Source organism: Duganella sp. 3397, from assembly GCF_031456625.1.
Lineage (GTDB): Bacteria > Pseudomonadota > Gammaproteobacteria > Burkholderiales > Burkholderiaceae_D > Rugamonas > Rugamonas phyllosphaerae.
Genome location: NZ_JAVDVB010000003.1, coordinates 309658 through 335765 on the forward strand (window position 1 = coordinate 309658; position 26108 = coordinate 335765).

The 26108-nt window shown below is 65.0% G+C and carries 19 protein-coding genes and 2 tRNA genes; 14 read left to right on the forward strand and 7 right to left on the reverse strand.

The annotated features are described in order from the left end of the window. Window positions 1-172: 172 nt before the first annotated feature. Together J2X54_RS10090 and J2X54_RS10095 are read right to left on the reverse strand one after the other, a co-directional pair. A complete protein-coding gene (locus J2X54_RS10090; protein ID WP_070247448.1) occupies window positions 173-418 on the reverse strand; it encodes a hypothetical protein in 246 nt (81 codons plus the stop codon). Between the two features lie 139 nt (window positions 419-557). Further along, entirely contained in the window at window positions 558-1280 is a 723-nt protein-coding gene (locus J2X54_RS10095; RefSeq protein ID WP_310180233.1) for a siderophore-interacting protein, read from the reverse strand. A gap of 86 nt (window positions 1281-1366) precedes the next feature. Between J2X54_RS10095 and J2X54_RS10100 the strand changes: the two genes are divergently transcribed. Continuing rightward, window positions 1367-1816 (forward strand): MarR family transcriptional regulator, encoded by a 450-nt coding sequence (locus J2X54_RS10100; RefSeq protein WP_310180235.1) that lies wholly within the window; start codon window positions 1367-1369, stop codon window positions 1814-1816. 3 nt (window positions 1817-1819) lie between these two features. Here J2X54_RS10100 and J2X54_RS10105 read toward each other — a convergent pair whose 3' ends face one another. Further along, window positions 1820-2200, reverse strand: a complete 381-nt coding sequence (locus J2X54_RS10105; RefSeq protein ID WP_310180237.1) for a hypothetical protein — start codon at window positions 2198-2200, stop codon at window positions 1820-1822. Between the two features lie 207 nt (window positions 2201-2407). Between J2X54_RS10105 and J2X54_RS10110 the strand changes: the two genes are divergently transcribed. Continuing rightward, complete coding sequence (locus J2X54_RS10110; RefSeq protein ID WP_310180239.1) at window positions 2408-3448, forward strand: SDR family oxidoreductase; 1041 nt, start codon at window positions 2408-2410, stop codon at window positions 3446-3448. Window positions 3449-3457: 9 nt separating this feature from the next. Continuing rightward, complete coding sequence (locus J2X54_RS10115) at window positions 3458-4171, forward strand: succinate dehydrogenase iron-sulfur subunit (protein ID WP_070247453.1); 714 nt, start codon at window positions 3458-3460, stop codon at window positions 4169-4171. Here the strand turns inward: J2X54_RS10115 and J2X54_RS10120 are convergent. Further along, window positions 4155-5924 carry an EAL domain-containing protein gene (locus J2X54_RS10120; protein ID WP_310180242.1) on the reverse strand — a complete coding sequence of 590 codons (1770 nt, stop codon included), beginning with the start codon at window positions 5922-5924 and terminating at the stop codon, window positions 4155-4157. The two genes, J2X54_RS10115 and J2X54_RS10120, sit on opposite strands and share 17 nt — an antisense overlap. Before the next feature lie 179 nt (window positions 5925-6103). Between J2X54_RS10120 and J2X54_RS10125 the strand changes: the two genes are divergently transcribed. Next, a complete protein-coding gene (locus J2X54_RS10125; RefSeq protein ID WP_310180244.1) occupies window positions 6104-6826 on the forward strand; it encodes a Crp/Fnr family transcriptional regulator in 723 nt (240 codons plus the stop codon). Between the two features lie 24 nt (window positions 6827-6850). On the opposite strand, the gene J2X54_RS10130 is transcribed toward J2X54_RS10125, so the two are convergent. Further along, complete coding sequence (locus J2X54_RS10130) at window positions 6851-8848, reverse strand: ATP-binding protein (protein WP_310180245.1); 1998 nt, start codon at window positions 8846-8848, stop codon at window positions 6851-6853. Window positions 8849-8991: 143 nt separating this feature from the next. On the opposite strand from J2X54_RS10130, the gene J2X54_RS10135 reads away from it, so the two are divergent. The 3 genes from J2X54_RS10135 (at window position 8992) to J2X54_RS10145 (ending at window position 13586) form a co-directional block, all read left to right on the forward strand. Next, window positions 8992-9873: a ZIP family metal transporter gene (locus tag J2X54_RS10135; RefSeq protein WP_070247456.1), complete on the forward strand. Its 882-nt coding sequence runs from the start codon at window positions 8992-8994 to the stop codon at window positions 9871-9873. A gap of 145 nt (window positions 9874-10018) precedes the next feature. Next, a complete protein-coding gene (locus J2X54_RS10140) occupies window positions 10019-12112 on the forward strand; it encodes a PAS domain-containing methyl-accepting chemotaxis protein (protein ID WP_310180249.1) in 2094 nt (697 codons plus the stop codon). A gap of 1 nt (window position 12113) precedes the next feature. Beyond that, a complete protein-coding gene (locus J2X54_RS10145; protein ID WP_310180250.1) occupies window positions 12114-13586 on the forward strand; it encodes a chemotaxis protein CheW in 1473 nt (490 codons plus the stop codon). 24 nt (window positions 13587-13610) lie between these two features. On the opposite strand, the gene J2X54_RS10150 is transcribed toward J2X54_RS10145, so the two are convergent. Then, complete coding sequence (locus tag J2X54_RS10150; protein ID WP_310180252.1) at window positions 13611-14630, reverse strand: glycosyl hydrolase 53 family protein; 1020 nt, start codon at window positions 14628-14630, stop codon at window positions 13611-13613. 314 nt (window positions 14631-14944) lie between these two features. Here J2X54_RS10150 and J2X54_RS10155 point away from each other — a divergent pair, with 314 nt between their 5' ends. Next, window positions 14945-16396, forward strand: coding sequence for a polysaccharide lyase family 1 protein (locus J2X54_RS10155; RefSeq protein WP_070247459.1), 1452 nt, complete (start codon window positions 14945-14947; stop codon window positions 16394-16396). Between the two features lie 61 nt (window positions 16397-16457). On the opposite strand, the gene J2X54_RS10160 is transcribed toward J2X54_RS10155, so the two are convergent. Beyond that, a complete protein-coding gene (locus J2X54_RS10160; RefSeq protein ID WP_310180255.1) occupies window positions 16458-17384 on the reverse strand; it encodes a Gfo/Idh/MocA family oxidoreductase in 927 nt (308 codons plus the stop codon). A gap of 267 nt (window positions 17385-17651) precedes the next feature. Between J2X54_RS10160 and J2X54_RS10165 the strand changes: the two genes are divergently transcribed. From J2X54_RS10165 to J2X54_RS10190, 6 genes are all read left to right on the forward strand, one after another. Further along, on the forward strand, window positions 17652-19814 hold the full coding sequence (locus J2X54_RS10165) for a TonB-dependent siderophore receptor (protein ID WP_310180258.1): 2163 nt from the start codon (window positions 17652-17654) through the stop codon (window positions 19812-19814). Between the two features lie 48 nt (window positions 19815-19862). Then, window positions 19863-19938: transfer RNA gene (locus tag J2X54_RS10170), tRNA-Gly, on the forward strand. A gap of 47 nt (window positions 19939-19985) precedes the next feature. Then, window positions 19986-20061 (forward strand) — tRNA-Gly (locus tag J2X54_RS10175). A 183-nt stretch (window positions 20062-20244) separates the two neighbouring features. Continuing rightward, entirely contained in the window at window positions 20245-21468 is a 1224-nt protein-coding gene (locus tag J2X54_RS10180; protein WP_310180260.1) for an efflux RND transporter periplasmic adaptor subunit, read from the forward strand. A 14-nt stretch (window positions 21469-21482) separates the two neighbouring features. After that, complete coding sequence (locus J2X54_RS10185; protein WP_310180262.1) at window positions 21483-24638, forward strand: efflux RND transporter permease subunit; 3156 nt, start codon at window positions 21483-21485, stop codon at window positions 24636-24638. Between the two features lies 1 nt (window position 24639). Next, the gene (locus J2X54_RS10190) at window positions 24640-26103 is read left to right on the forward strand and encodes an efflux transporter outer membrane subunit (RefSeq protein WP_310180264.1); all 1464 of its coding nucleotides are present in this window, start codon (window positions 24640-24642) and stop codon (window positions 26101-26103) included. Window positions 26104-26108 lie beyond the last annotated feature (5 nt).

The following is a 26108-nucleotide window of genomic DNA, read 5'->3' on the forward strand; positions in this document are numbered from 1 at the left end:
GACTGAACTTTAGCGGAATGGCGGATTTTGTAAAGATTTATCCGTATTGCATCGCAACATACGAGGGATCAGAAAATGCCGGGAACCATGGCCGCCACCCGCGCAGGATGGGGAAACGCCACGGCGCCGTCCACCTGCCTGGGTGGCCGCCGTCCGTGGCAAAGCAACAACATCACAACATGAATTTATAACGCGACGCTTCTTCGGCCAGCGCGTGTTCATCCTTGCCACGCAGGCGCCCCATGTTGCGGCGCTGCGCCGGCTCCGACAGCACGCGGTTGATGACCGGTTCCAGCACGCCGCGCCCGCTCAGGTAGGCGGCGGCACTGGCCGGTCCGTTCTTGTCCGCCAGCTCGATGCCGGTCTGGACTATTTCCGACGATACCAGGTCGGGACGATAGGTATGGCTGCTCGACATCGTGAATCTCCTTGAAGAAGGCCTCGATTGTCGCACTACCCACACCGCGCACAAGCGCGCAATCTAACGTTTCGGCAATAATGCAACGACTTTATTTTGCTCCTTGTCATTGCCCGGTTTTTGGACGTGTCCACCTGTTCTACTCCAGATTCTCGTGGTGGCCCAGGGCGCCTTCTTTCCAGTACGCCGAAATGCGCGCCGCCTGGCGCGGAAAGGCTTTCTCCACGAACACAATGTCGCGCACCTGCTTGGCAACTGCCGCTTCGCCGGCAAACCAGACGAAGCCGTCGCCCTCAGGCAAGGACAGGTCGCGCAAGGCTTGCACCAGTGCTGCGGCATCGGCCACGATGCGCAATTCCACCGTGGCGGCGCTGGTAAAATCGAGCTGCTCGGCCGCTTGCCCCGTCACCAGCACCTGCACTTTGACGCCGGCCGGCAATTCTTCCAGGCGGCGGCGAATCGCCGGCAAGGCGGTGTCGTCGCCGGCCAGTAATTGCCATTCGTAATCCATCGGGATGATCATCGAGCCGCGCGGGCCGGCGATGATGGCCGGCTGGCCCACGGCCACGCCGCGGGCCCAGTCGGAAGCGGCGCCCTGCGCGTGCAGCGCGAACTCGATGGTCAGCTGGCGCGCGGCGCGGTCGTAGCGGCGCGGCGTGTAGTCGCGCATCACGCGTTCGCCAGCCACTTCCTGCACGAACTTGACATGGTCGTCATAGGAGGACGAGACGAAATCGGCCAGGCTCTCGCCCTCGAATGTTACGCTAACGAAATCCGGCGCCAGTTGCTCCACCTTCGCCACCGTCACCTCGCGCATCCGGGTTTCGTGACGCACGCGTTGTATGCGATTATTCTCACTCATGATGTTCACCTTAGTTGACAATGTCCCCCAATTTACCGAAAACAGTTGATCTTGTCAACCAATCGCAAGACAAGCCAGCGGATGCCGTGTTCGACGCCGTCCACAATGTGATGCACCTGTACCGCTCGATGCAGTTGCGCGGACTGCGCGACACGCCGTGCGAAGCTGCACACGAGTTGACCCACATGGAATACAAGGTGCTGGGATTTTTTGCCCGCCATCCGGGCGCCAGCCAGCGCGAGCTGGTGGCCCATTCGGGGCGCGACAAGGCGCAAGTGGCGCGCCTGATCAAGGGCCTGCGCGACCGCCATTTGCTCGACGCCCAGGTGGATGAAAGCGACCGCCGCAGCACGCGCCTGCGGCTCTCGCCGCTCGGCCACCAAGTGATTGACAGCCTGCAAGGCATGGGTGCGCAGGTGTCGAACCTGGCGGTGCAAGGCATGAGCGGCGCAGAATGCACGCAGCTGCTGGCGCTGCTCATGCGCATCAAGGGCAACCTGGAAGCCGAGGCGGGAGCCGCCCCGGCTGCCGATTAGCCGCTAGCCTTTGGCTGCCTTGACAGGCTGGTCCGACTTGCCCTTGCCGGTGCACGAGGTATTGTGCTTGCCGGTGGCGGTCAGGTTTTCGCCGCCGCTGGCATCGACGCCGCCCTGCGGACGCTGGCAGTCTTCCTTGGCGCCCTTGGGTGGCTTGTTGTCGAAGCCGGGCTTGGCCGGCTGCTGCATGCCCGCGTTACCAGCCTGGTCGGTAGTGGACGTGGTATTGGCGTTGGCCTCAGCCTTGCCCTGCCCGGCAGGATGGAAGGCGGTCGCGCCGGTGGTGCCGGTCGGTTGCACCGGCGTTGTGTTCTGGGCATGCGACAGTGCTGCCAGGCACAAGGCAGCGACGCCGAAGACGGTGGCGAAAGTACATTTGGACATGATGACTCCTTGCTAGCGCTAAAACGCTTATTGTTCCACTGATGGGCGGGTTCGCTTGTAGGACCATGACCATTGTGGAGGTCGGATTCGCGCTGGAAAGATTTTAATTTATACGCCGGCAATCCGACTCGCCTCTGCGGCCTCGTCCTACACATGACGGCTGCCTGCCTTGCAACAATCATCGCTAACTCACTATGGGAGCAAGCGATGAAAGTGTCATTAAAAAAACTACCGGAACAAGTGATGGTGATCACCGGCGCCACCAGCGGCATCGGCCTGACCACCGCGCGCATGGCGGCTGCCGAAGGTGTCGCGCTGGTACTGGCTGCGCGTGACGGCGATGCCCTGGCGCAACTGGCCACCGAGCTGGAAGCGGGCGGCGCGCAGGTACTCACCGTGCCTACCGACGTGGGCGTGCGCGCCGAGGTCGAGCAGCTGGGCCAGGCTGCCATCGGCCGCTTTGGCCGCATCGATACCTGGGTCAACAATGCCGGCGTGTCGATTTTCGGGCGCCACGAACAGGTGGCCGAAGAAGACTGGCACCGCCTGTTCCAGACCAATTTCTGGGGCGTGGTGCATGGCTCGCTCGAGGCGCTCAAACACCTGCGCGCCGGTGGCGGCGCGCTGATCAACCTTGGCAGCGAGCTGTCCGACTGCACGGTGCCGCTGCAGGGCATGTATGCGGCGTCCAAGCACGCGGTAAAAGGGTTTACCGATTCGCTGCGCATGGAGATCGAAAAGGACAAGGTGCCCATGTCCGTCACCCTGATCAAGCCGGCCGCGATCGACACCATGTTTACCGTGCACGCAAAAAACTACCTGCCGCACGAGCCGCAACTGCCGCCGCCGCTGTACGCGCCGGAGTTGGTGGCGCAGGCGATCCTGCACGCGGCCTGCCATCCGCAGCGCGACATCTACGTAGGCGGCGCGTCGAAGCTGATGTCGGTTGGCAGCTTCCACATGCCGCGCCTGTTCGACCGCTATGCGGAGGCCACCATGTTCCGCCAGCAGCAGTCCGACCGCCCTGCCCCAGCCGACCGCCAGGATGCGCTGTACGCCCCGCATCACGCCCCCAACGGCAGCGCCTTGCAGCAGCGCAGCGGCCTGCAGCCGTATCCGGTGTGGGAAAGTTCGCCGTACACGGCTTTATCTCTGCGCGTCGGGCCGGCCAAAAAGGCGCTGCTGTGGGGCGGCGCCGCATACGCCATGTACAAGTTGCTGGCGCGGCCCGCGTCGGCGCGGAACTAGGAGCGCACCATGCCCGCCAACGCACCGGTCAAACTCTCGATCTACCGCTACGATCCCGACACCGACAGCCGCCCCGCCATGCGCGACTACGTGGTGGAAGGCTATCGCGGCACCATGGTGCTCGACCTGATCAACCATATCAAGGACCATCTCGACGACAGCCTGTCGTTTCGCCGCTCGTGCCGCGAAGGCGTGTGCGGGTCCGACGCGATGAACATCAACGGCAAGAACCGGCTGGCCTGCGTGACCACCATCGCCGAGCTGGCGCAGCCCATCGTGCTGCGTCCGCTGCCGGGCGTGCCGGTGGTGCGCGACCTGATCGTCGACCTCAGCGAATTCTGGCTGCAGTACCACTCGATCAAGCCCTACCTGGTCAACGACGACCCGCCGCCCGAGCGCGAGCGCCTGCAAAGCCCGGAGCAACGCGACCAGCTCAATGGCCTGTACGAGTGCATCCTGTGCGCGTGCTGCTCCACCGCCTGCCCCACGTTCTGGTGGAACCCGGACCGCTTCGTGGGCCCGGCCGGCCTGTTGCAGGCCTACCGTTTCATCACCGACTCGCGCGACCTGGACACCAACAAGCGGCTCGACGATCTCAACGACGCCTACCGGCTGTTCCGCTGCCGTACCATCATGAACTGCGCCGATGTCTGCCCCAAGGGCCTCAACCCGGCCCTGGCGATCAGCGAAATCCGCAACCTGCTGGTCAAGCGCGCGGTGTAGCCGACGGTGGACCCAACACCAGCTGCTCGAAGTCGGCCACCGCCACCGGCCGGCCGTACAGGTAGCCCTGGTAGTGGAAGCAGCCGAGCTTTTGCAGCAGTGCGCGCTGGTCGGGCGTTTCCACTCCTTCGGCAATCACGTCCAGTCCCAGGCTGCGCGCCATGGCGATGATGGTGGTGACGATGGCCTGGTCGCTGCGGTCGTTGACCAGGTCGCGGATAAAGGACTGGTCGATTTTCAATTGGCTCAGCGGCAGGCGCTTCAGGTATTGCAGCGACGAATAGCCGGTGCCGAAATCGTCGAGTGAAATACGCACGCCCATGGCGCGCAGCGCGGCCATGCTCTGCACCGCGACTTCCACGTTTTTCAGCACGATGCCCTCGGTCAGCTCCAGCTTGAGCAGGCGCGGATCGATCGCATGGCGCGCCACGGCACCGCGCACCTGCTCGCAAAACCCGGCCTGGTGGAATTGTGCTGCGCTCACGTTCACTGCCAGGGTCAAGGCGCGCAGGCCGGGATCTTCCTGCCAGGCGCGCAGGCGCGCACACGCTTCCTCCAGCACCCAGCTACCCAGTTGCAGGATCAGGCCGGTCTCCTCGGCCAGCGGCACGAACTGCGCCGGCGACATCATCTTGCCATCGGCGCGCCAGCGCACCAGCGCCTCGGCGCCGCGCGCGCGGCCGTGCTGATCCACCTGGATCTGGTAGTGCAATTCGAATTGGTGCAGGTCGATGGCGATGCGCAGCGCACGTTCCATGTCAGCGCGCGCGTTGATATGGTCCTGCATGCCCTGGTCGAAGAAACGCATGCCGTTGCGCCCGCCCTGCTTGGCCTGGTACATGGCGATATCGGCCTGCATCAACAGTTCGTCGGGCTGCGGCGGATGGCCGTTGTGGAACAGGGTCACGCCGATCGACGGCGTGCTGTGACAGGTGTGGCTACCCAGCAGATAAGGCAGGTTGAGCGCGTTGCGAATGGCCGTGGCCAGCATCTCTGTGTGGGCGGCCGCCTCGTCCTGGTCGCTGCTCAAGCCTTCGAGCAGCACCACGAACTCGTCGCCGCCCAGGCGCGCCACCGTGTCGCCGTGGCGCAGCGCCGCCTGCAGGCGCCCGGCCACCTGCTGCAGCAACAGGTCGCCCACGTTGTGCCCCAGCGTGTCGTTGAGGGTCTTGAAATTATCGAGATCGATGAACATCAGCGCGCCGTAGCGGTCGTGCAGGCGGCTGGCGTTGAGTATCTGGCGCAGCCGCTCGAGCAGCAGGCGGCGGTTGGGCAGGCGCGTGAGCGGATCGTAAAAGGCCAGCATCTCGATCTCCTCGCTGGCCGCCTTGCGTTGGGTGATGTCGGTAAGCACCGCCACGTAATTGGTCAGATCACCGCCCTGGTCACGCACGGCGGTAATGCTCAGGTGCTGCGGATAGTGCTGGCCGTCCTTGCGGCGGTTCCAGATTTCGCCTTCCCAGCGGTCGTCGCGGCGGATCCTGTCCCACATCTTGCGGTAGAAAGCGGCATCGTGTTTGCCCGAGCTGAGCATGGCAGGCCGCTGGCCCACCGCTTCCCGGGCGGCGTAGCCGGTGATGCGGCTAAAGCCCTGGTTCACGCGCAGGATGATGCCGTGGGCATCGGTCACGAGCATGCCTTCCGCTGTCTCGAACGCGGCGGTGGCCACGCGCAGTTCCGCTTCGAGCGCGGCAATGCGTCGGTTCAGGGCGTCGATGGCGCCCGTGCTGACGGCAGGCGGCGCAGTTCTCATTAATTTTCCTAGGCGATAAATCGGAAAGGCAAAGGATAATGATTTTCATCAACATTAAAATTGATCCAAGTCAAATTTGAATTTGACTGTTACCGCTCACCTTGAAAAACTTGACGTGGATCAAATATTTTTCGGTTAAGAGTTGATAGTCTCGGCCCATCGTGACTTGGGCCACAGCCATGCAATCAACTTCAACCCACCGGCCGCCCCGCTGCCTCGACTGCGACACGCGCCGCCACTGCCTGGCCGCCGGCCTCGACGCCACCGGGCTGGACGCCTTCGAGCACCAGGTGGTGCTGCGGCGCCACGTGCTCAAGCGCCACCAGCGCCTGGTCGCGCGCGGCGCGCCGTTCGACACCTTGTACTCGGTCCAGCAGGGTCAGCTGAAAACCGAGCGCGCCATGCCGGACGGCAGCCGCCGCCAGGTGATCGGCTTCCATCAACCGGGCCGCTTGCTCGGCCTGGAATCGCTGGGCGCCAACAGCCATCGCTGCGACGCCCTGGCCCTGTGCGACAGCACCGTCTGCGCTATCTCGTACCCGAGCCTGACGCGCATGATGAAGCAATACACGGCGCTGACGCGGCGTTTTCACCAGCTGGTCGGCGCCGAACTCGACCGCCAACAAACCAGCATGCTGATGCTGGGCACGGCCAAGACGCCACAGCGGCTGGCGGCCCTGCTGCTCGACCTGGCCGATGGTGGCGGGGACGATGGCTGCCCGGCCGATACGGTGACACTGCGCATGTCGCGCGACGACATCGCCTCGTACCTGGGCCTGGCGCTGGAAAGCGTGAGCCGGCAACTGTCGCAGTTTCGTGTGGCCGGCTTGCTGGCGGTGCACAACCGGCGTATCGACTTGCTGGACCGGGAACGGTTGCGGGGGATTGCCATGGCCGGGTAGATCGTCCGCGCCGGCACCTGGGCGCTAATCGAGCAGGCGCGCCAGCGCCGAGAAATCGACCGGCTTGACCAGGTAGCGGTCAAACGGCGAATCGGCTTCCTCCGAGTTGGCGTAGCCGGTGACGGCAATCAGGCGCGCGCCGGCCGTATGCGCCTGCGCACGCAGGCGGCGCGCCAGCTCGCGCCCGTCCATCTCGGGCATGCCGATGTCGAGCAGGAACACGTCGGGCGTGTGTTCGGGCGCCAGCGCCAACGCGGCCCGGGGGCTGTTGATCTCGATAACGTCGTGGCCGATGGCGCGCAGGCAGGTGGCCAGGGTCCAGGCGGCATCGACATTGTCGTCCACCACCACGATTTTCAACGGCTGCGTGGCGTCGTAACGGTGGCCGCCGGCAGGAGCTGCTGCCAGCGGCGCGGCCAGGTGGCGCGGCAGCCACACCGTCAACGTGGCGCCCATGCCCTCGCCCGGACTGGTGGCGGCCACCCGGCCACCATGCAGCTCGACCATGCTGCGCACCAGCGCCAGCCCCAGTCCCAGGCCGCCCTGGGCGCGGTCGGGCGTGCGCGCGCCCTGCACGAACAAATCGAAGATGCGCGGCACCAGCTCCTGGTCCAGTCCCACCCCATTGTCCGCCACCGACACCACCACGTCGTCGCCTTCCACCCGCAGCGCCACGTCGATGCTGCCGTTGACCGGCGTGTAGCGCGCGGCGTTGCCCAGCAGGTTGGCCAGCACCTGCACCAGGCGCTTGTCGTCGCCGTGCACCAGCGCGCCTTCGTGGGTAATCTGCGTGTGCACGCGGTGGCCACGCTGCGCGATCAGCGGCGCCACCTGTTCCAGCGCGGCCGCCACCACTTGCTTGCAGTCGACCACCGTGCGGTCGAGCTCCACCATGCCGCGCGTGACGCGCGAAACATCGAGCAGGTCGTCGAGCATGCCCGACATGTGGCGCGCCTGGCGCGACAGCACCTCGCTCATGCGGGCGATGCGGGCCGGTTCGAGCGGCGCCAGCGCCAGCAGGTCGGCCGCGGCGCTGATCGGCGCCAGCGGGTTGCGCAGCTCGTGCGCCAGCATGGCGAGAAAATCGTCCTTCTGGCGGTTGCTGCGCGAGAGCTCGGCTTCCACCTGCTTTTGCCGGCTGATGTCGAGCGTGATGCCGTCGAAACGGGTGGGCGCGCCGCTGGCGTCGAAATAAGTGCGGCCCTTGGCGCGCAGCCAGCGTTCACGCCCATCGGGTGCCAGGGCGCGGTACTCGACGTCGTACATTTGCTTGTCGCGCACGCTCGCCTCCACGGCGGCCCGGGTGTGGGCGCGGTCGTCAGGATGAATCAGCTGGTAGAACAGGTCGAACGTGACCTCGGTATCGAGCGGCACGAAAAAATGTTCCTTGCATTTGTCATTCCAGTAGATTTTACCCATTGGCATCGGGCAGTAGAAGGTACCGAGCTCGCCGGCCTGCACCGCCAGGTCGAGCCGCTCGCCGGCCTCGGTGGCGCGGGCCTCGGCCGCGCTGCGGCGCCGTTCGCCTTCCTTGACGACCTCGATCACGCGCTTGAGGTCGTCGAACGAACGCTTGACGTACTCCGACGGATCGCCGGCCGGCAAGGCGTTCTCGCCATTCGAACCCTGCACCAGCGACGTCATGTCGTACACGCGGTGGACGATGGCCTTGACCTGGCCGTCCGCACCCAGCACCGGCAAATTGGTGGGCAGCCAGTATTTGACGATGAAGCCATCGCCCTTGCGGTTGGGCACGTCGTAGCGTTGCAAGTCCATGGTGTGCATGCGCCCGGTGCGCAGCACTTCGTTCAGCGAGACGCGCAGGCGGTCAGGACCGTCCGCTTCGCTGGAGGAAGCCGGAAAGGCGTCGAACAGCGGCCGGCCGATGACGTCGGCGCGGGACGTCATGGTGGCGGCCAGGTATTCGTCGGAGCCATGCAGGATGACAAACTCGGGCGACGCATCGAGCACGAGGATGGCGAACGGCAGGGCCTGGACTACGAGGGAGGTTTCAACGGTCATCGCGCTCTGTGGAAATGGTTTTTGCAATTTTAACATCCGTGCGGTAGCGCACGATTGTGAGACAGTTGGTCGATGAAAGCGATGCGCCGTGCACACCATGGAGCATGTACACTGTGTGTACCAACGAACAACTTTAATCTTTCATGCCCAGATCCATTTCCTTCACGCCGGGCCGCCTGCTGACCGCCGCCCTGATCGCCGGCCTGTGCGCGCTGGTGGCCATGCGCAGCCCGGACCTGTTGGCCGCCATGCCGCCGCCGGTGTACCACGCGCTGATCGGCGGCCTGTGGGCCGCTGCCGCCACGGCGGTCGGCACCTTGCCGGTCTTGCTGTCGCAAAGTTTTTCGCCCCGCACCTATGATGCCGCGCTGGGCCTGGGCGGCGGCATCATGCTGGCCGCCACCTCGTTCTCGCTGGTGCTGCCGGCGATTGCCGCCAGCAAGGGCGCCGGCAACACGCCGATGGCCGCCAGCCTGATGGTGGGTGGCGGCATCCTGCTCGGCATGCTGGTGGTGATGCTGCTCGAACGCCTGGTCCGCTCCGACAATGTGCTCGACAACAGCAAGTCCGACCAAGCCAATACCCTGGTGCGGGCCTGGCTGTTCGTCGGCGCCGTCGCCATCCACAATATTCCCGAAGGCATGGCCATCGGCGTCGGCTACGCCGGGGTGGACCTGAGCAAGGCCAACGCCCTCACCACCGGCATCGCCATCCAGGATATTCCCGAAGGCATGGTCGTGGCGATGGCGCTGCGCGTGGCCGGTTACGGGCGCTTGTTTTCGGCCGCGCTGGGCACCCTGTCCGGCGTGGTGGAGCCGATCGGCGCGGTGATCGGCGCGTTGCTGATCGAGGCCTCGGCCGCCCTGCTGCCATGGGGCCTGGCGGGTGCGGCAGGCGCCATGTTGTACGTGATCTGCCACGACGTGGTGCCGGAGGCCCAACGTCGCGGCAATTACGGCACGGCGTCATTTTCGCTGGTGGTCGGCTTCATCATCATGATGGTGCTCGATACGGCGATGGGCTAATGACTTCGAGTTGGGAAGTTAATACTCTGATGCAATAACACAACGGGCGCGACACATTTCTGTTGTTGCCCTGTCAGCTTTGTTCTCACAGGTGAAGGCGCGGCGCTACACTGGTTGCGCCCGTTTTACCTATGAGAGACTTGCGATGAAGAATTCGACTGAAGAGCTGACCTGCCTGGACCAGGAAACCCGGCTGGCTACCGCCATGTCGGTGCTGGACGCGATCAACCGCGTGCAGGCGGTGATCGAATTCCAGCTCGACGGCACCATCCTGCACGCCAACGCCAACTTCCTGGCCGCGGTCGGCTACACGCTCGAGGAAATCGTCGGCAAGCACCACCGCATCTTTTGCGAAGCCGACTACGCCGCCTCGGCCGAATACCAGGAATTCTGGCAGCACCTCGGCGACGGCGAATTTCACTCCGGCGAATTCAAGCGCCGCGCCAAGGGCGGCAAGGATATCTGGATTGCCGCCTCGTACAACCCGGTGCTGGGACCGGACGGCAAGCCGGTCAAGGTGATCAAGTTTGCCACCGACATCACCGCGCAGAAGTTCGCGGCTGCCGAATTCCAGGGCAAGCGCGACGCCGTCAACCGCGCCCAGGCCGTGATCGAATTCGACCTGACCGGCAAGATCCTCCACGCCAACAACAATTTTTTGAACGCGCTCGGCTACACGCTCGATGAAGTGGTTGGCCAGCAGCACGCCATGTTCTGCGAGCCGGCCTTCAGCCGCTCGGCCGAATACCGCGCCTTCTGGCAGCACCTGGCTTCGGGCGAACTGCACGCCGGCGAATTCAAGCGCATGTCCAAGACCGGCCGCACGGTATGGATACAGGCCACCTACAACCCGATTTTCGACGCCAACGGCAAGCCTTTCAAGGTCGTCAAGTTTGCCACCGACATCACCGAGGCAAAAACCCGCAACGCCGACTTCGAAGGCAAGAACCTGGCCGTCAACCGGGTGCAGGCCGTGATCGAATTCGACCTGCAGGGCAAGGTCCTCACCGCCAACGACAACTTCCTCAACATCATGGGCTATGGACTCGACGAAGTGCGCGGCCAGCACCATCGCATGTTCTGCGACACCGCCTTCGTGCACTCGCCCGACTACCTGGCGTTCTGGGAGCGCCTGGGACGCGGCGAGTTCAACGCCGGCGAATACCGGCGCGTGACCAAGAGCGGCAAGGACGTGTGGATACTGGCCTCGTACAACCCGATTTTCGACGCCGAGGGCAAGCCGATGAAGGTGGTCAAATTTGCCACCGACATCACCGAGCAGAAGAAACTCAGTGGCGAGTCGCGCGGCAAGCTCGAAGCGCTGGGCCGCTCGCAGGCCGTGATCGAATTCGACATGCGCGGCCACGTACTGTCGGTCAACCACAACTTCCTGCGCACCATGGGTTACACCGAGGACGAAGTGGTGGGCGCGCACCACAGCCTGTTCTGCGAGGAGGACCTGGTCAAGAGCGCGCAGTACCGCAATTTCTGGGCGGCGCTGGGCCAGGGAGAGTTCCAGTCCGGGCTGTTCAAGCGGCGCGGCAAGCACAACGCCGACATCTGGATCCTCGCCACCTACAACCCCATCCTCGACATCAACGGCAAGGCCTACAAGGTGGTCAAGTTCGCCATGGACGTGACCGACCAGGTGCAGCGCGAAATGCTGGTCAGTGAAAAGGTGCAGGCCATCTCCAGCGTGCTGTCCAAGCTCACCCAGTCGATCGGCGAGATTGCCGACGGCTCGCAGCAGACCGCCGGCATGGCCGGCCAGACCCAGGTGGAAGCGGCCGACGGCAGCGAGCTGCTGACGCGCTCGAAGGACGCCATCGTGGCGATCCAGAAGTCGTCGGGTGATGTGCACGAGATCATCGATACCATCAGCGACATCGCCAGCCAGACCCACCTGCTGGCCTTCAACGCCGCCATCGAGGCGGCGCGCGCCGGCGAACATGGTTACGGTTTTTCGGTGGTGGCCAACGAGGTGCGCAAGCTGGCCGAAAAGTCGGCCGTGGCCACCCGCGAAATCGCCAAGCTGATCAACGAAACCGTCAACCGCGTGGACGAAGGCACGCGCCTGTCGGGCGAGGTGGAGGCGGCGTTCGAGCGCATCGTGCGGTCGGTGGCCCGCACCAGCGAGTCGATCGGCCAGATCCATGCATCGACCTCGGCGCAGGCCAGCGCCACGCACGATGCCTCGGCACTGCTGACCGAGCTTGAAACCATCACGCCCAAGCACTGACATGGCAGCTGTGCGCGAAACGGCGATTGCCACGGTCCGGCTGGCGATCGCCACGGTCGGGACGGTGACGGTGGGGGTGCCGGTGGGGGCAGTGCTGCAGGCGCTGCCGCTGGCCGGCGCCCTGCACCCGCTGCCGCGCCGCCAGGGCGCGCTGTGCGGTGTGGCCGAACACGCGGGGGCGCTGGTGCCGGTGGTGGACCTGGCGCGCTGGGTCGATGTTGGCGAGGTTCTCAATAATGCGCCAGCGCGTGACAAGACCGCGCGCATCCTGGTGCTCGGCGATGGCCGGCGCAGCATCGGCCTGCGGGTGGACGCCGTGGTGGGCATGACCGACGTGCCGGCACCCACCCGGGTGCTGCACGACCAGGATCCCGACGAAGTCTTCGACAGCGTGGTCAAATCGGACGAACTGGGGCGCGTGGTCAGCGTGCTCGATGTGGCACGGATGATTGCGCTGGCGGGGGCGTGGCATGGCGGTGATGACAGTGACAGCACTGCTGGCATCGCGGACGATGCCGGACGTCAGGGCGGTGGCGACAGCGGTGCCGATGGCGCCGCCGCGCTGCTGGCGCAAGGCGCGGGTGTCACGGCGAACACCGCCACCCTCTACGCGCTGCTGGCGGTCGGCGACACCCGCATTGCGATCCGTGCGACAGAACTGGCGCAGGTGGTCAGGATGCCGGCGCTGCGGCCCATCGGTCCCGCCGGCGGCAGCAGCAGCTATTGCAGCTGGGGTGAGCGCAACGTGGCCGTGATCGATACTGCCAGGTTGCTGGGCCTGCCCGCCGCACCGCCGCCAGCCCTGCTGGCCATCGTCGAGCACGGCGACCTGGCGCTGGGCCTGATGGTGCGCGCGGCGCTCGAGTTGCGCATGCTGGCGGTGCCAGTCACCCCTGCAGGCGCGGCGGTCGCCACCACCGTGATCGGCGAAGATGGCGCCGCCATCGAGGTGATCGACACGGCAGCGCTGCTGGCGCGGGTACCGGAAGCGAGCATCAGCCGCGCCACCGCACCGGCAGATGGTGCGGCCACCGCGCAGCGCCTCAACAGCCACGCCTACATCGTGTTCCAGACCGACCAGCACCACGCCACGGCAATCGACGCGATCGAGGAAATTCTGGCGCTGGCAGCGGTGCACGTGGACGCCCACGAGCAGCTGCTGCCCATCATTGCCTGGCGCGGCCAGCCCTTGCCGCTGACAGACCTGCGCCCGCCGGGCACGCCTACCCCGCCCGGCTGCGGCGCACGCATCATCGTCGCGCGCAGCCCTGATGGCGCTGACGCTGGCTGCACCGGTTACGTGGTCAAACAGGTGGTGCTGCTGATTCCGCCCAATACCGGCAAGCTGTACCGCATGGCACTGGCCGGCGTGGGACTGGTGGAATTCATCACCACCGGCGCGGCCACCGAGCAGGCCAGCTACCGCACCATGGACCTGGCGCGACGCACCACGACCGCACGACTGTCGCGGTAACGCACGCCACCGGCATGGTGTGCTTTATTTTTCCATGAACGCGTCGAGCATCGGCGTCGGCTTGCCCTGGTGGTCGAACGCGCCCATCGGGTAGCCCTTCCAGTCATAGGCTTGCGGTTCCCAGTAGAACGCGCCCACGCCCATGCCGTTGTTGACCGCACGCACCTTGGCCAGCAGGTCGGCGATGATGGCCTCGCCGTCCGGGTGGTCCCACGGCGCGCCCACTTCGGCCAGCATCACCGGCTTGTGGTAGCGGGCGGTGACGTCGTTCATGGTGTTCAGGCAGGCGGCGGTGGCCGCTTGCCAGCTGATGTTCTTGGCAGTGGTCGGATACGACGATGCGCCGATGATGTCGAACTTGCCGCCGTTCTCGACCAGGCCGTCGAAGTTCCAGCGGAACTGCGCGCCATCGTGGCAGTTATCGACGTGGACGATCACCAGCGCCTGCGGGAACACCTGCTTGACCGCGTCGTAGCCGGCGGTGACAAAGCGCGCATAGTTCTTCATGTTCTTGCTGGCCTCCCCTTCGGGCCACAGCATGCCGTTGGTGGTCTCGTTACCGACCTGCACCCACTCTGGGGTGATGCCGGCCTCGCGCAGCGCGGTGAGCGTGCTGCGGGTGTGGTCGGCCACGGCGGTGGCCAGTTGATCGACGCTGTAGTCCTTCCAGGCGACCGGCTTGAACTGCTTGGCCGGATCGGCCCAGTCGTCGCTGTAATGAAAGTCGATCATCAGGCGCATGCCGGCAGCCTTGACGCGCCTGGCTTTCACCAGCGTATCGCGCAGGTTGTTGTAGCCGTCCACCGGATTGACCCACACGCGCAGGCGCACCGCATCCATGCCCTGCTCCTGCAACGTGGTGAGCAGGTTCTGGCGCTTGCCGTCGCGGTTGCGCATGATGCGGCGCGCGTCTTCCATCTCGGTGATCCAGCTGATGTCGGCGCCTTTGGCAAAGGCGCCCGGCGTGGCGGCGCTGGCGGGCTGCATGCCGGCCAGCAGTGCGCTGGCCAGGGTGGCGATGGCGGCGCCAAGGATGTTTTTCATATTGTCTCTCGTGATGGTGGTCTGTTAAAAACTAGCGATATGCTACTGACGAGCACGTCGGCGGACCAATCATTTTTCCGTGAAAAAGTATACATAAATCGCATGACGCCGATCCAACATTGTCGGTTGCGTATTTTATTTCCGAGGACTACTATTCATCGGTCGTCGCCACCTGACCGACCTCGGCTTCCCCCAAGCCCTCGTCGTAAAGGCCGCAGGTACGCAAGGTGCCTGCTTCAGTACCCGTGTTCCCCCGTCAGCATCGCGGTCCCGGAAACGGTCCATATCATTTATAAAAAATAGTGGAGACAACCATGAAATTCGCTTTAACGATCCTTGCTGCCGCAGGGTGGCTTGCTGCCGCCAACGCCAACGCCGTCATCGACGCCGCCACCCTCACCGGCGCCAGCACGCCGCTGCAAACCGCCCAGTACGGGGTGCGCAACTACTCTGCGCCGGTGACCATCGACGGCCTGCATTCGCCCGCCAACTACATGGCCGCGCCGGCGCTGCCGGTGTGGCGCTTCGCCCAGGCCGATCCGACCGGCGGCGTGCTCACCTTCGAGCGCCAGCCGGCGCCCCCGAACGGCTGGCATGCCTGGTCGCGCAAGGGCGCGGTGCTGGTGACCGGTGGCGGCAATGCGCGCGCCGACCGCGTGTACACCGTGTACAACGGCCAGCAGCTGATCGCCGCCATCAACCAGGCCGGCAACGAGCCGAAAATCATCCGCGTGATCGGCCACATCGACCTGCGCTGGAGCCAGAACAACACCGTGTTCCGCGAATACACGAGCTACCGCGACCAGAAATTCGGCGGCTCGATCAGCCTGCCGTCGAACACCACGCTGGTCGGCATCAACGACGCCCAGGGCCGTCCGGCGCGGATGACCGGCACCTCGATCCTGATCGGCGGCGAACTGGCCTTGAGCGCCACCGGCGACGAGCAGTCCGACTTCAAGAAGTGGATCGCCGATGGCAAGGATGGCGACGACTACCCGACCTGGACCCGCAACGTCATCGTGCGCAATATCGCCTTCGATACGCCGTGGGATGTCAATCCCGAAGACTCGGCCAATGCGTACGCGGATGGCATCACGCTCTCGCGCGCGCAGAACGTCTACATCTCGCACCTGTCGATCAGTGACGGCGACACGCCCGATTCGCTGGCCGGCTCCACCAACAAGACCCGCCACGACGGCGCGCTCGACGTGGTGCGCGGCAGCGACTACGTGACCATCGCCAGCAACGTGTTCAACAAGCACGCCAAGACCACGCTGGTGGGCAATGGCGACGCCGGCCGCGCCTGGAGCGACGAAGGCCGCATGCACGTGACCTTCTCGGGCAACTGGTACGACGGCGCCAACACGCGCCTGCCGCTCAACCGGTACGGCCAGGTCCACATGTTCAACAACCTGATTGCCGGCAGCACCAGCACCAAGGTCGCCGACGTCAAGTTCGAGGGCGGCACCGATGCCCGCTACCGCTCCAACATGCTGCTGGAAAATCACTACTACAACTTCACCGGCCTGAAAGTGACGGAAGTGTGCGGCAAGGCGATCAAGGGCAAGGACTTCATCGGCTTCCGCTCGTCGGGCCACATCTTCACCAGCGACAAGTCTGGTACCAGCGCCATCGACGGCCAGTGCGGCTACGCGCCCCCGACCGGCAACAACGTGTGGACGCCGCCGTATGCGTACGCGCTGCAAACGGCAGCGGCCGTGCTGACCGCGGTGCCGGCCAGTGCGGGGGCGGGCAAGCTGCCTTGATGTAAAAAAACGGCCCGCGTGATGAGCGCGGGCCGTGTTTTATTGATGGCGAAAGTACTACTTAATCGTGGAAGGCGTCTACTACTTTGCGCTTACCGAGCATGAACGCATCGGCCACGTGGCGCAGTGGCGCTACATCGACATCCGACTTGCCGGCCTTGACCAGGTCGGCGAACACGCGGTACAGCGACGGGTATTCGGCTTCTTTTTCCAGCGGCTGTTCGACGCCGTCGATCCACAGGCGCGAGCCGCCGTCGGACAGCTTGACTTGCCCCTTGGCCGTTTCCACCAGCACGTCCCAGCTTTGCTTGCCGGTCTGGCGCCAGTCGAATTCGGCGTGCACGCGCAGTGCGCCCGCGCTCTGGAAGTGCAGGTCGGCGGCGATCGGCGCTTCGCGGTTGTCGGGGAACTCCAGGCTGGCGCCGGACAGGAAAATGCGCTCGGGCAGGATCTCGGTGACGATCGACAGCGCATTGATGCCCGGATCGAACACGCCGAGACCACCGGCTTGCCAGATCCAGTCCTGGTTCGGGTGCCAGTGGCGCACATCTTCTTTCCAGATCACGTGCATGCTCGTCGGCGCGTTGGCGGCCAGGAAGGCTTTGGCAGGCTGCACGCCCGGCGCGTAGCGCGAATGCCAGCTGGTAAACAGGGTCAAGCCTTTGGACGCGGCCAGCACTTCGAGGTCGGCCACTTCCGACAAGGTGGCGCCGGGCGGCTTTTCAAGGAACACGTGCTTGCCGGCGGTGAGCGCGGCGTGGGCGGCGCTGTAGCGGTATTGCGGCGGCATGCACAGCGAGACAGCTTCGATTTCCGGCATCTGCGCCAGCATCTCTTCGATCGATTTGAAGCCAGGGATGCCGTCCACGGTGTGGTTGCGGCTGGCCGAGGCGATCAACTGGTAATCTGGATTGGCGGCGATCGCAGGCAGGTGCTGGTCGTGCACGATCTTGCCGACGCCGACGATGGCGAGTTTGATAGCGGACATGGTGTCTCTTTCTTGATGTGAGTGAGGCGCAGTAATGCAAGCTACCGCTATGCTAAGGGACGCCGCGATGCCGGACCAATGACTTTTGCACAGTTATACATAACCAAATCGATATGCCTGCGTAACTGTTGAACATTTGATATGGAAGCTGCTATTATATTCGTCCGAACCCAGTCTCGCCCAGCACGGCGCCCCTCCCAGCCCCGCATGACTTCGGTGAAATGCTCGCAGCACACGCTGCCCTACCGAACCTGACCTGACAACATCATGCACAATTATCGTCACCTGCCGCGCAGCGGCTTGCGCGCGGGCGCACTCGCCCTGCTGGGCGCCCTCTCCGCTCTTACCACCTTGGCTGGCGCACAAACCGTCGCCGCCGACCAGCCCATTGCCACGCTGCCGCAAATTTCCGCCACCGCCCAACAAGAGGAAGCCGCCGGGCCGGTGATAGGCTACGTGGCCAGCCGCAGCGCCACCGGCACAAAGACCGACACCGCACTGCTGGAAACGCCGCAGTCGGTTACCGTGATCGGCGCGGAGCAGATCGAAACCCTGCGCGCCCAAAGCATCACCGACGCTGTCGCCTATTCGATCGGCGCGCTGCGTCCGCCCTACACCGAACGCACCGGTGACGAAATACTGCTGCGCGGTTTTTCCATCCCCACCACCCTGCGCGACGGCATGCGCTACCAGGCCAACCGCTTCGACGGCCAGCAGGAGCCCTATGGCCTCGAACGCATCGAAGTGCTCAAGGGTGCATCGTCGATCCTGTACGGTTCGGCCGAACCGGGCGGCGTACTCAATACCGTGAGCAAGCGGCCCAGCGTGGACGCCATGCGCGAACTGAACGTGGAACTCGGTTCGTTCGACCGCAAGCAGGTCTCGGGCGACTTCACCGGTGCGCTCACCGACGACGGCCAGTGGTCGTACCGGCTCACGGGACTGAAACGCGACAGCGACACCTCTATCGACTACGTCACCGACAACCGCCTGTTCATCGCCCCGGCGCTGACCTGGCGGCCCAATGCCCGCACCAGCCTCACGCTGCTGACCGAATACCAGCGCGACCGCAGCATGTACGGCAGCGATGGCCTGCCGCTGTCCGGCACCGCCTCCCCCAACCCGAACGGCCGCATTGCGCGCGAGCGCTTCGTCGGCGAGCCGGGCTACGACCGTTACCACGTCAACCGCTACTCGGCAGGCTACCTGTTCGAGCAGGCGCTGTCGGAACAGCTGACGCTGCGCCACGGCCTGCGCCGCTACCGGTCGGACCAGCAGTGGTCGGCCATCAACGTGGGCCTCGAACTGGCAGCGGACGGTCGCACCACGCTCGACCGCTCCGGCCAGGACCGGCTGGAAGACAACTCCCAGCTCACCTCCGACACGTCGCTGCAATATCAGTGGCGCAGCGGCGCGGTCAGCCACACCACGCTGGCCGGCTTCGACTATGTGCGCGAAAAAGTGAACACCGGCCGCTACGACCGCGAGGTGAGCCAACTGGACCTGTATGCGCCGGTCTATGGCAGCGCCATCGGTCCGGCCACGCCGGGCGGTGGCTGGCGCGGCGACAGCCGCCGGCGGGGCCTGTACCTGCAAGACCAGATGAAACTGGCCGAGCGCTGGGTGCTGCTGCTGGGCGGGCGCCAGGACTGGGTGCGGCAATCGCTGTGCAGCTATCACAACCCGGCGCTGTGCAGTGCGCGCAACGAAGCGACCAAGGCCTTCAGCGGCCGCGCGGGCGTGGTGTACCTGGCGCCGAACGGCCTGGCGCCATTCGCCAGCTTCAGCCAGTCGTTCACGCCGACCAACGGCGCGGACTTCGGCAACAACCGCTTCAAGCCCACGCGCGGGGAACAGATCGAAGCGGGAGTGCGCTACCAGCCGACCGGCAGGCAGCTGATGCTGGCGGCCGCCGTGTACCAACTCACCCAGAGCAATGTGCTGAGCGACGACCCGCGCAACCGTGGCTTCCAGTCGCAACAGGGTGAAGTGCGCTCGCGCGGCGTGGAGCTCGAAGCACGCGGCAAGCTGGGACGCAACACCCAGGTACTGGGCGCCTACACCTACACCGACGCCCGCACCACGGCAGCCAGCCCGCTTTACCCGGAGCTGGTGGGCAAACGCACCGCCGGCATCCCGTACAACCAGTTCTCGCTATGGTTCGATCACACCCTGAACGACCTGGGCGCGCCGGGCCTGAAAGCGGGCGCCGGCCTGCGCTACGTGGGTGAAACCGCCAGCCAGTGGCACGACGTGCCGGCACCCGACTACACGGTGTTCGACGCCATGGCCAGCTACACCGCAGGCCCCTGGCGCCTGTCGGTCAACATCAGCAACCTGGCCGACAAGAACTACATCGCCGCCTGCCCGTACCGCTGCTTCTTCGGCGAGCCGCGCAAGGTGATCGGGGCGGTGACGTATCGCTGGTAAAATTTGCTCTGGCAACTTTTAAAAAACGTTGTTACAATAGCGCCCCATGCGGGAGTAGCTCAGTTGGTAGAGCGCAACCTTGCCAAGGTTGAGGTCGAGAGTTCGAGACTCTTCTCCCGCTCCAGTTTTCTTTCGGAAGACTGGGTTGGCGCTGTAAATCATCACTCCAATGCGGGAGTAGCTCAGTTGGTAGAGCGCAACCTTGCCAAGGTTGAGGTCGAGAGTTCGAGACTCTTCTCCCGCTCCAGTCTCCCCCCCACTTGTTTTTAGTGTCATCTGTCGCCATTGGGTGATGTCTTTTTGCGACTGTCGCAGGTACATTAACGATATTTAATGAATCGCACACGCCCATTTAAGCCGCCACCCGGCATAGTACGGTGCGACCAGAAATACTTCGACCGCCACGACCAAATTCCAACTGGACCGACCAATGCCCCTGACCACCCTTGCGCGCCGCTGCGTGCTCGCTGCCGCCGTTACCACCGTCACGCTCACCCTCGCCGCCTGCGGTGAAGACAAAAAACCCGCGCCGCCGCCCGTTCCCGAAGTGACGGTCATGGCGGTCAGGCACGACAGCGTACCGCTTAAGGTGGAACTGCCCGGCCGCACCGCGCCGTTCCTGCTGGCCGAGGTGCGCGCGCGCGTCGATGGCATCGTCCAGGAGCGCCGCTTCGTGGAAGGCGCCGACGTCAAACAGGGACAACCGCTGTACATGATCGACCCCGCGCCGTACCGCGCTGCCGTCGCCAGCGCCGAAGCGACCTTGCAGCGCGCCCAGGCCAACCTGGCCTCGAGCAGCGCACAACTGGACCGCTACAAGGTGCTGGTCGGCGGCAATGCCGTCAGCAAGCAGGCGTTCGACAATGCCGAAGCGGCGCAGTTGCAGGCCGCCGCCGACGTGGCAGCGGCCAAGGCCACGCTCACCACCGCCAAGATCAACCTCGGCTACACCAGCGTGACGGCGCCCATCAGTGGCCGCAGCAGCGTCTCGCAAGTGACGCAAGGGGCCTACGTGCAGGGCGGCTCGGCCACCCTGCTCACCACCATCGTGCAGATCGACCCGATGTACGTCGATTTGCAGCAGTCGAGCGTGGAAGGATTGGCGCTGCGCCGCGATATCGCCGCCGGCGCGCTCAAGCTCGATGGCGCCAACCACGCCACCGTCACCCTCAAGCTCGAAGACGGCACCACTTATAAGAGCACTGGCTCGCTCGAGTTTTCCGGTGTGAGCGTCGATCCGGCCACCGGCTCGGTGACGTTGCGCGCCAAGTTCCCAAATCCCGACCACCTGCTGTTGCCCGGCATGTACGTGCGCGCATCGGTCAGCCAGGGCGTGCGGCCGGACGTGATGCGCGTGCCGGCGCCGGCGGTCACGCGCAACGCCCAGGGCGAAGCGACCGTGATGCTGGTCGGCGCCGACAACAAGCTGGTGGTACGCACCATCGAGACCGGCGCGCTGGTCGATGGCCACTGGCTGGTCGAAAAAGGCTTGCAGGATAACGAGCGGATCGTCACTAGCGGCATCCAGAAACTGCGTCCCGGCGCCGTGGTCAAGGTGAAGGCTGGCGCACCTGCTACCACGGCTGCACCGGCTGCCACTGCCGTCGCCGGCGCCGGCGCCACTGGCACCGCCGCCCCTGCCGCTGCGCGCTGAGGGACGAACCGACAATGCCAAAATTTTTCATCCAGCGTCCGATCTTCGCGATCGTCATCGCCCTCCTGATCATGCTCGTCGGCGTCATCTCGCTGATGAAGCTGCCGGTCGAGCAGTACCCGCCGGTCTCGCCGCCCACCGTGCAGATCCAGGCCACCTATTCCGGCGCCTCCGCCGAGACCATGCAAAACACCGTGGTGCAGGTGATCGAACAGCAAATGACCGCGATCGACAACCTGCTCTACATGACGTCCACCAGCGACGACACCGGCCAGTCCACCACCACCATGACGTTCGCTGCCGGCACCGATCCCGACATCGCCCAGGTGCAGGTGCAGAACAAGCTGCAATCGGCCGTGCCGCGCCTGCCCAACGATGTCCAGCAATCGGGCCTGCGCGTCAGTAAATCGACGTCGGACTTCCTGATGGTGGCGGCGTTCGTCTCCGACGACAACAGCATGACCAAGTTCGACATCGCCAACTACGTGGCATCGAACATCCAGGATCCGCTCTCGCGCATTCCCGGTGTGGGCAGCATGAACTTGTTCGGCACCCAGTACGCGATGCGCATCTGGCTCGACCCGGTGAAACTGCGCAGCTATGCGCTCACGCCGCTCGACGTCAACGCGGCCATCGTCGCACAGAACGTGCAGATTTCCGGCGGCCAGCTGGGCGGCTCGCCCGCCGTGCCGGGCCAGACCCTGAGCGCGACCATCAGCGAAGCGAGCCTGATGCGCACGCCGGAACAGTTCAAGCGCATCCTGCTCAAGGTGCAGCCCGACGGCGCGGCCGTGCGCATCGGCGACGTGGCGCGCGTGGCGCTCGGTCCAGAAAACTACAACGTCGACGTCCGCATCAGCGGCAAGCCGGCGTCGGGCCTCGGTATTTCGCTGGCGCCAGGTTCCAATGCCCTGTCCACGGCGGAAGCCGTGCGCGCACGCCTGGAAGACTTGAAAGCCTACTTCCCGCACGGCCTGCGCGTGGTGTACCCGAACGACATCACGCCGTTTATCAAGGTGTCGATCCACGAAGTGGTGAAAACCCTGATCGAAGGCATCGTGCTGGTGTTCCTGGTGATGTACCTGTTCCTGCAAAATATCCGCGCCACCCTGATCCCGTCGATCACGGTGCCGGTGGTGCTGCTGGGGACCTTCGGCATCATGTCGGCGCTCGGTTTTACGGTCAACACGCTGTCGATGTTCGGCCTGGTGCTGGCCATTGGCCTGCTGGTCGATGACGCCATCGTGGTGGTGGAAAACGTCGAACGGGTGATGCACGAGGATGGCCTGGGGCCGTACGAGGCTACCGTAAAAGCCATGGGCCAGATCACCAGCGCACTGATCGGCGTGGCGCTGGTGCTGTCCGCCGTGTTCGTGCCGGTGGCGTTTTCCAGCGGCACGGTCGGCGCGATCTACCGCGAGTTCTCGCTGACGGTGGTGGCGTCGATGTTGCTGTCCGTGTTCGTGGCGCTGACCCTGACGCCGGCGCTGTGCGCGATGCTGCTCAAGCGTCCCGACCCCGATCACCACGAGAAGAAAGGCTTCTTCGGCTGGTTCAACCGCAGCTTCGACAAAACCCGCGACCGCTACCTGGGCAGCGTGGGCGCCATCATCCGCCGCCGTGGCCTGTGGATGACCTTGTACGTGGTGATGATCGCCGCAGTGCTGTTCCTGTTCCTGCGCCTGCCGGGCGGCTTCCTGCCCAAGGAAGACCAGGGCTATATGTTCGTGCAGGTGCAAACTCCCGCCGGCAGCACGCTGGAAACCACCGGCAAGGTGCTCGACGAGATCAGCAACTACCTGCTCACCGACGAAAAAGCGATGGTCGAATCGACTTTCCTGACCAACGGCGCCAGCCAGCCGCAGCGCGGCCAGAACCAGGGCCGCCTGTTCGTGCGCCTCAAACCGTGGGACGAGCGTGAAGACGACAAGCTCAGTGTGACCGCGCTGAGCGAGCGCATCTCGGCGCGCTACGCCAGCTTCCAGGGCGCCCAGATCACGGCGGTGGAACCGCCGGCGATTCGCGGCCTCGGTTCGGCTTCCGGCTTCTCGCTGCAGTTGCAGGATCGCGGCAATGCCGGCCACGAAGCTTTGGCCCGCGCCCGCGATCAGCTGCTGGAACTGACCAAGAAAGAACCTTCGCTGGGCCGCGTGCGCTACACGGGCCAGGCGGACAACGCGACCTATAAAATCAATATCGACCGCGAAAAGGCGGCGGCGCTGGGCGTCAGTCTCACAGACGTCGATCAGACCTTCTCCACCGCCTGGGGTTCGCGGTACGTCAACAATTTTTTTGACACCGACAACCGCATCAAGCGCGTGTACGTGCAGGCCGACGCCCAGTTCCGCATGAACCCGGACGACATCAAGCTGCTTTACGTGCGCAACAAGGCGGGCGACATGGTGCCGTTCTCCGCGTTCGCCAGCGCCCAGTGGTCGTGGGGGGCGCCGGCCATGGCGCGCTACAACGGCATCGAGTCGGCCGAGATCCTGGGCCAGCCAGCGCCGGGCCACAGTACCGGCGAGGCGATGAAGATCATGGAGCGCCTGGTCGCCCAGCTGCCCGAAGGTTTCGGCTACGAGTGGAGCGGCATCTCGCTGCAGGAGTCGCAGGCCGGTGCGCAGGCGCCGCTGCTGTACGCGCTGTCGATCCTGGTGGTATTCCTGAGCCTGGCCGCGCTGTATGAAAGCTGGTCGATCCCGGTTTCGGTGATCATGGTGGTGCCGGTGGGCGTGCTGGGTGCGCTCGGTGCGGCCACCATGTTCGGGCTGGAAAACGACGTGTTCTTCCAGGTGGGCTTGCTGACCACGATCGGTCTCTCGGCCAAGAACGCCATCCTGATCGTGGAGTTCGCGCGCGAGCTGCAAATCCAGGGCTACACCATTCTCGATGCAGCGATGGAATCGGCCAAGCTGCGCCTGCGCCCGATCATCATGACGTCGATGGCGTTCGTGCTGGGCGTGCTGCCGCTGGCGATTGCCAGTGGCGCCGGCGCGGCCAGCCAGAACGCGCTCGGTATCGGCGTGATCGGCGGCATGCTGACCGCCACCTTCCTGGCGACCTTCCTGATCCCGCTGTTCTTCGTGCTCATCGCCGGCAAGATCAAGCAGCGCAAGCCGTCAGGCGATGGTTCGCCAACTGCCGTCGCCGCCACACCGGAGGCGCACTGACATGAATAAAATTTTTATACTCGCTCTCGGTGCGGCGCTGGTTTCCGGCTGCTCGCTGCAGCCCACTTACCAGCAGCCCGCGACCAACGCCACGACCGCCACGCCGGCCTACCCTGCCGGCCCGGCGTACAACGCGCCGACCACGACGAACGCGACCGCCGCCGCCGACACCGGCTGGCAGAACTTCCTGGTCGACGAGCGCCTGCACACGCTGGTGCGCATCGCGCTCGAGAACAACCAGGACTTGCGCGTGGCCCTGCTGCGCGTGAGCCAGGCCCAGGCCGCGTTGCAGTTGCAGCGCGCAGCTGCCTTGCCGACCCTGAACGCGGAAGCTTCAGGTGGACGCTCCTCGACCACCAGCAACGCCGCCAACACCCGCAACACCACGCAAACCAATTCGGTCATGCTGAACACCGCGTGGGAGATCGACGTGTTCGGGCGCCTGCAAAGCCTGAGCGACTCCGCGCGCGAGCAGTACCTGGCCAGCGCCTACGGGCGCCAGGCCGCGCACATCCTGCTGGTGTCGCAGGTGGCCGAGCAGTATCTGACCATGCTGGCGTACGACGAACAGCTCAAGGTGACCGACGAAACGCTGGCCGCCGCGCGCGAGTCGTACCGCATCGTCAAGCTGCAATACGACACCGGCACCACGTCGGAACTGGACGAATCGCTGGCGCAGGTGACCTTGCAGCAGGCCGAAGCCAACCACGCGGCGCAGGTGCGCCTGCGCGCGCAAGCCGAGAATGCGCTGGTGCTGCTGCTGGGCCAACCGCTGCCTGACAACCTGCCGGCGGCGGTGCCGCTGGCGCAGCAAAGCATGCTGGCCGATATCCCGACCGGACTGCCGTCGGACCTGCTGCTGCGCCGTCCCGACGTGCAGCAAGCCGAGGCGCTGCTGCGCGCCGAATACGCCAACATCGGCGCGGCCCGCGCGGCGTTCTTCCCGCGCATCAGTCTCACCGCCGCAGCCGGCACGGCCAGCAATTCGCTGGGCGGCCTGTTCAAGGCCGGCTCCGGCGCCTGGTCATTCGCGCCCGAACTGCTGCTGCCGATTTTTGATGGCGGCGCGCGCCAGGCCAACCTCGACACCGCCCGCATCAGCCGCGACATCGGCGTGGCCGAATATCGCAAGAGCGTGCAGACGGCGTTCCGCGAAGTGGCCGACGGCCTGGCCGCACGCGGCACCTATGACACCGAGCTCGCTGCACGCCAGCGCAACGTCGATGCCCAGCAGCGCCGCGTGACCCTGGCCGAGATGTTGTACAACAACGGCATCAACGACTACCTGAGCGTACTGACCGCCAAGACCGACCTCTATAACGCCCAGATCAACCTGATCACGGCGCGCCAAAATCGGCTTAGTGCGTTAGTCGGCCTGTACCGCGCATTGGGCGGCGGCTGGATCGAGCACACCGGCGACGCTCCCGCAGCGGCCGACAGCGGCGCCGCGATTCCTTCATCGTGACGGGC

What these genes read in the sequence shown, in the direction of transcription:
- J2X54_RS10090 (WP_070247448.1), bottom strand. Translation starts at nt 418, where the DNA reads ATGTCGAGCAGCCATACCTATCGTCCCGACCTGGTATCGTCGGAAATA.
- J2X54_RS10120 (WP_310180242.1), bottom strand. Translation starts at nt 5,924, where the DNA reads ATGAGAACTGCGCCGCCTGCCGTCAGCACGGGCGCCATCGACGCCCTG.
- J2X54_RS10125 (WP_310180244.1), top strand. Translation starts at nt 6,104, where the DNA reads ATGCAATCAACTTCAACCCACCGGCCGCCCCGCTGCCTCGACTGCGAC.
- J2X54_RS10155 (WP_070247459.1), top strand. Translation starts at nt 14,945, where the DNA reads ATGAAATTCGCTTTAACGATCCTTGCTGCCGCAGGGTGGCTTGCTGCC.
- J2X54_RS10105 (WP_310180237.1), bottom strand. Translation starts at nt 2,200, where the DNA reads ATGTCCAAATGTACTTTCGCCACCGTCTTCGGCGTCGCTGCCTTGTGC.
- J2X54_RS10160 (WP_310180255.1), bottom strand. Translation starts at nt 17,384, where the DNA reads ATGTCCGCTATCAAACTCGCCATCGTCGGCGTCGGCAAGATCGTGCAC.
- J2X54_RS10145 (WP_310180250.1), top strand. Translation starts at nt 12,114, where the DNA reads ATGGCAGCTGTGCGCGAAACGGCGATTGCCACGGTCCGGCTGGCGATC.
- J2X54_RS10140 (WP_310180249.1), top strand. Translation starts at nt 10,019, where the DNA reads ATGAAGAATTCGACTGAAGAGCTGACCTGCCTGGACCAGGAAACCCGG.
- J2X54_RS10110 (WP_310180239.1), top strand. Translation starts at nt 2,408, where the DNA reads ATGAAAGTGTCATTAAAAAAACTACCGGAACAAGTGATGGTGATCACC.
- J2X54_RS10115 (WP_070247453.1), top strand. Translation starts at nt 3,458, where the DNA reads ATGCCCGCCAACGCACCGGTCAAACTCTCGATCTACCGCTACGATCCC.
- J2X54_RS10095 (WP_310180233.1), bottom strand. Translation starts at nt 1,280, where the DNA reads ATGAGTGAGAATAATCGCATACAACGCGTGCGTCACGAAACCCGGATG.
- J2X54_RS10185 (WP_310180262.1), top strand. Translation starts at nt 21,483, where the DNA reads ATGCCAAAATTTTTCATCCAGCGTCCGATCTTCGCGATCGTCATCGCC.
- J2X54_RS10135 (WP_070247456.1), top strand. Translation starts at nt 8,992, where the DNA reads ATGCCCAGATCCATTTCCTTCACGCCGGGCCGCCTGCTGACCGCCGCC.
- J2X54_RS10190 (WP_310180264.1), top strand. Translation starts at nt 24,640, where the DNA reads ATGAATAAAATTTTTATACTCGCTCTCGGTGCGGCGCTGGTTTCCGGC.
- J2X54_RS10150 (WP_310180252.1), bottom strand. Translation starts at nt 14,630, where the DNA reads ATGAAAAACATCCTTGGCGCCGCCATCGCCACCCTGGCCAGCGCACTG.
- J2X54_RS10165 (WP_310180258.1), top strand. Translation starts at nt 17,652, where the DNA reads ATGCACAATTATCGTCACCTGCCGCGCAGCGGCTTGCGCGCGGGCGCA.
- J2X54_RS10180 (WP_310180260.1), top strand. Translation starts at nt 20,245, where the DNA reads ATGCCCCTGACCACCCTTGCGCGCCGCTGCGTGCTCGCTGCCGCCGTT.
- J2X54_RS10130 (WP_310180245.1), bottom strand. Translation starts at nt 8,848, where the DNA reads ATGACCGTTGAAACCTCCCTCGTAGTCCAGGCCCTGCCGTTCGCCATC.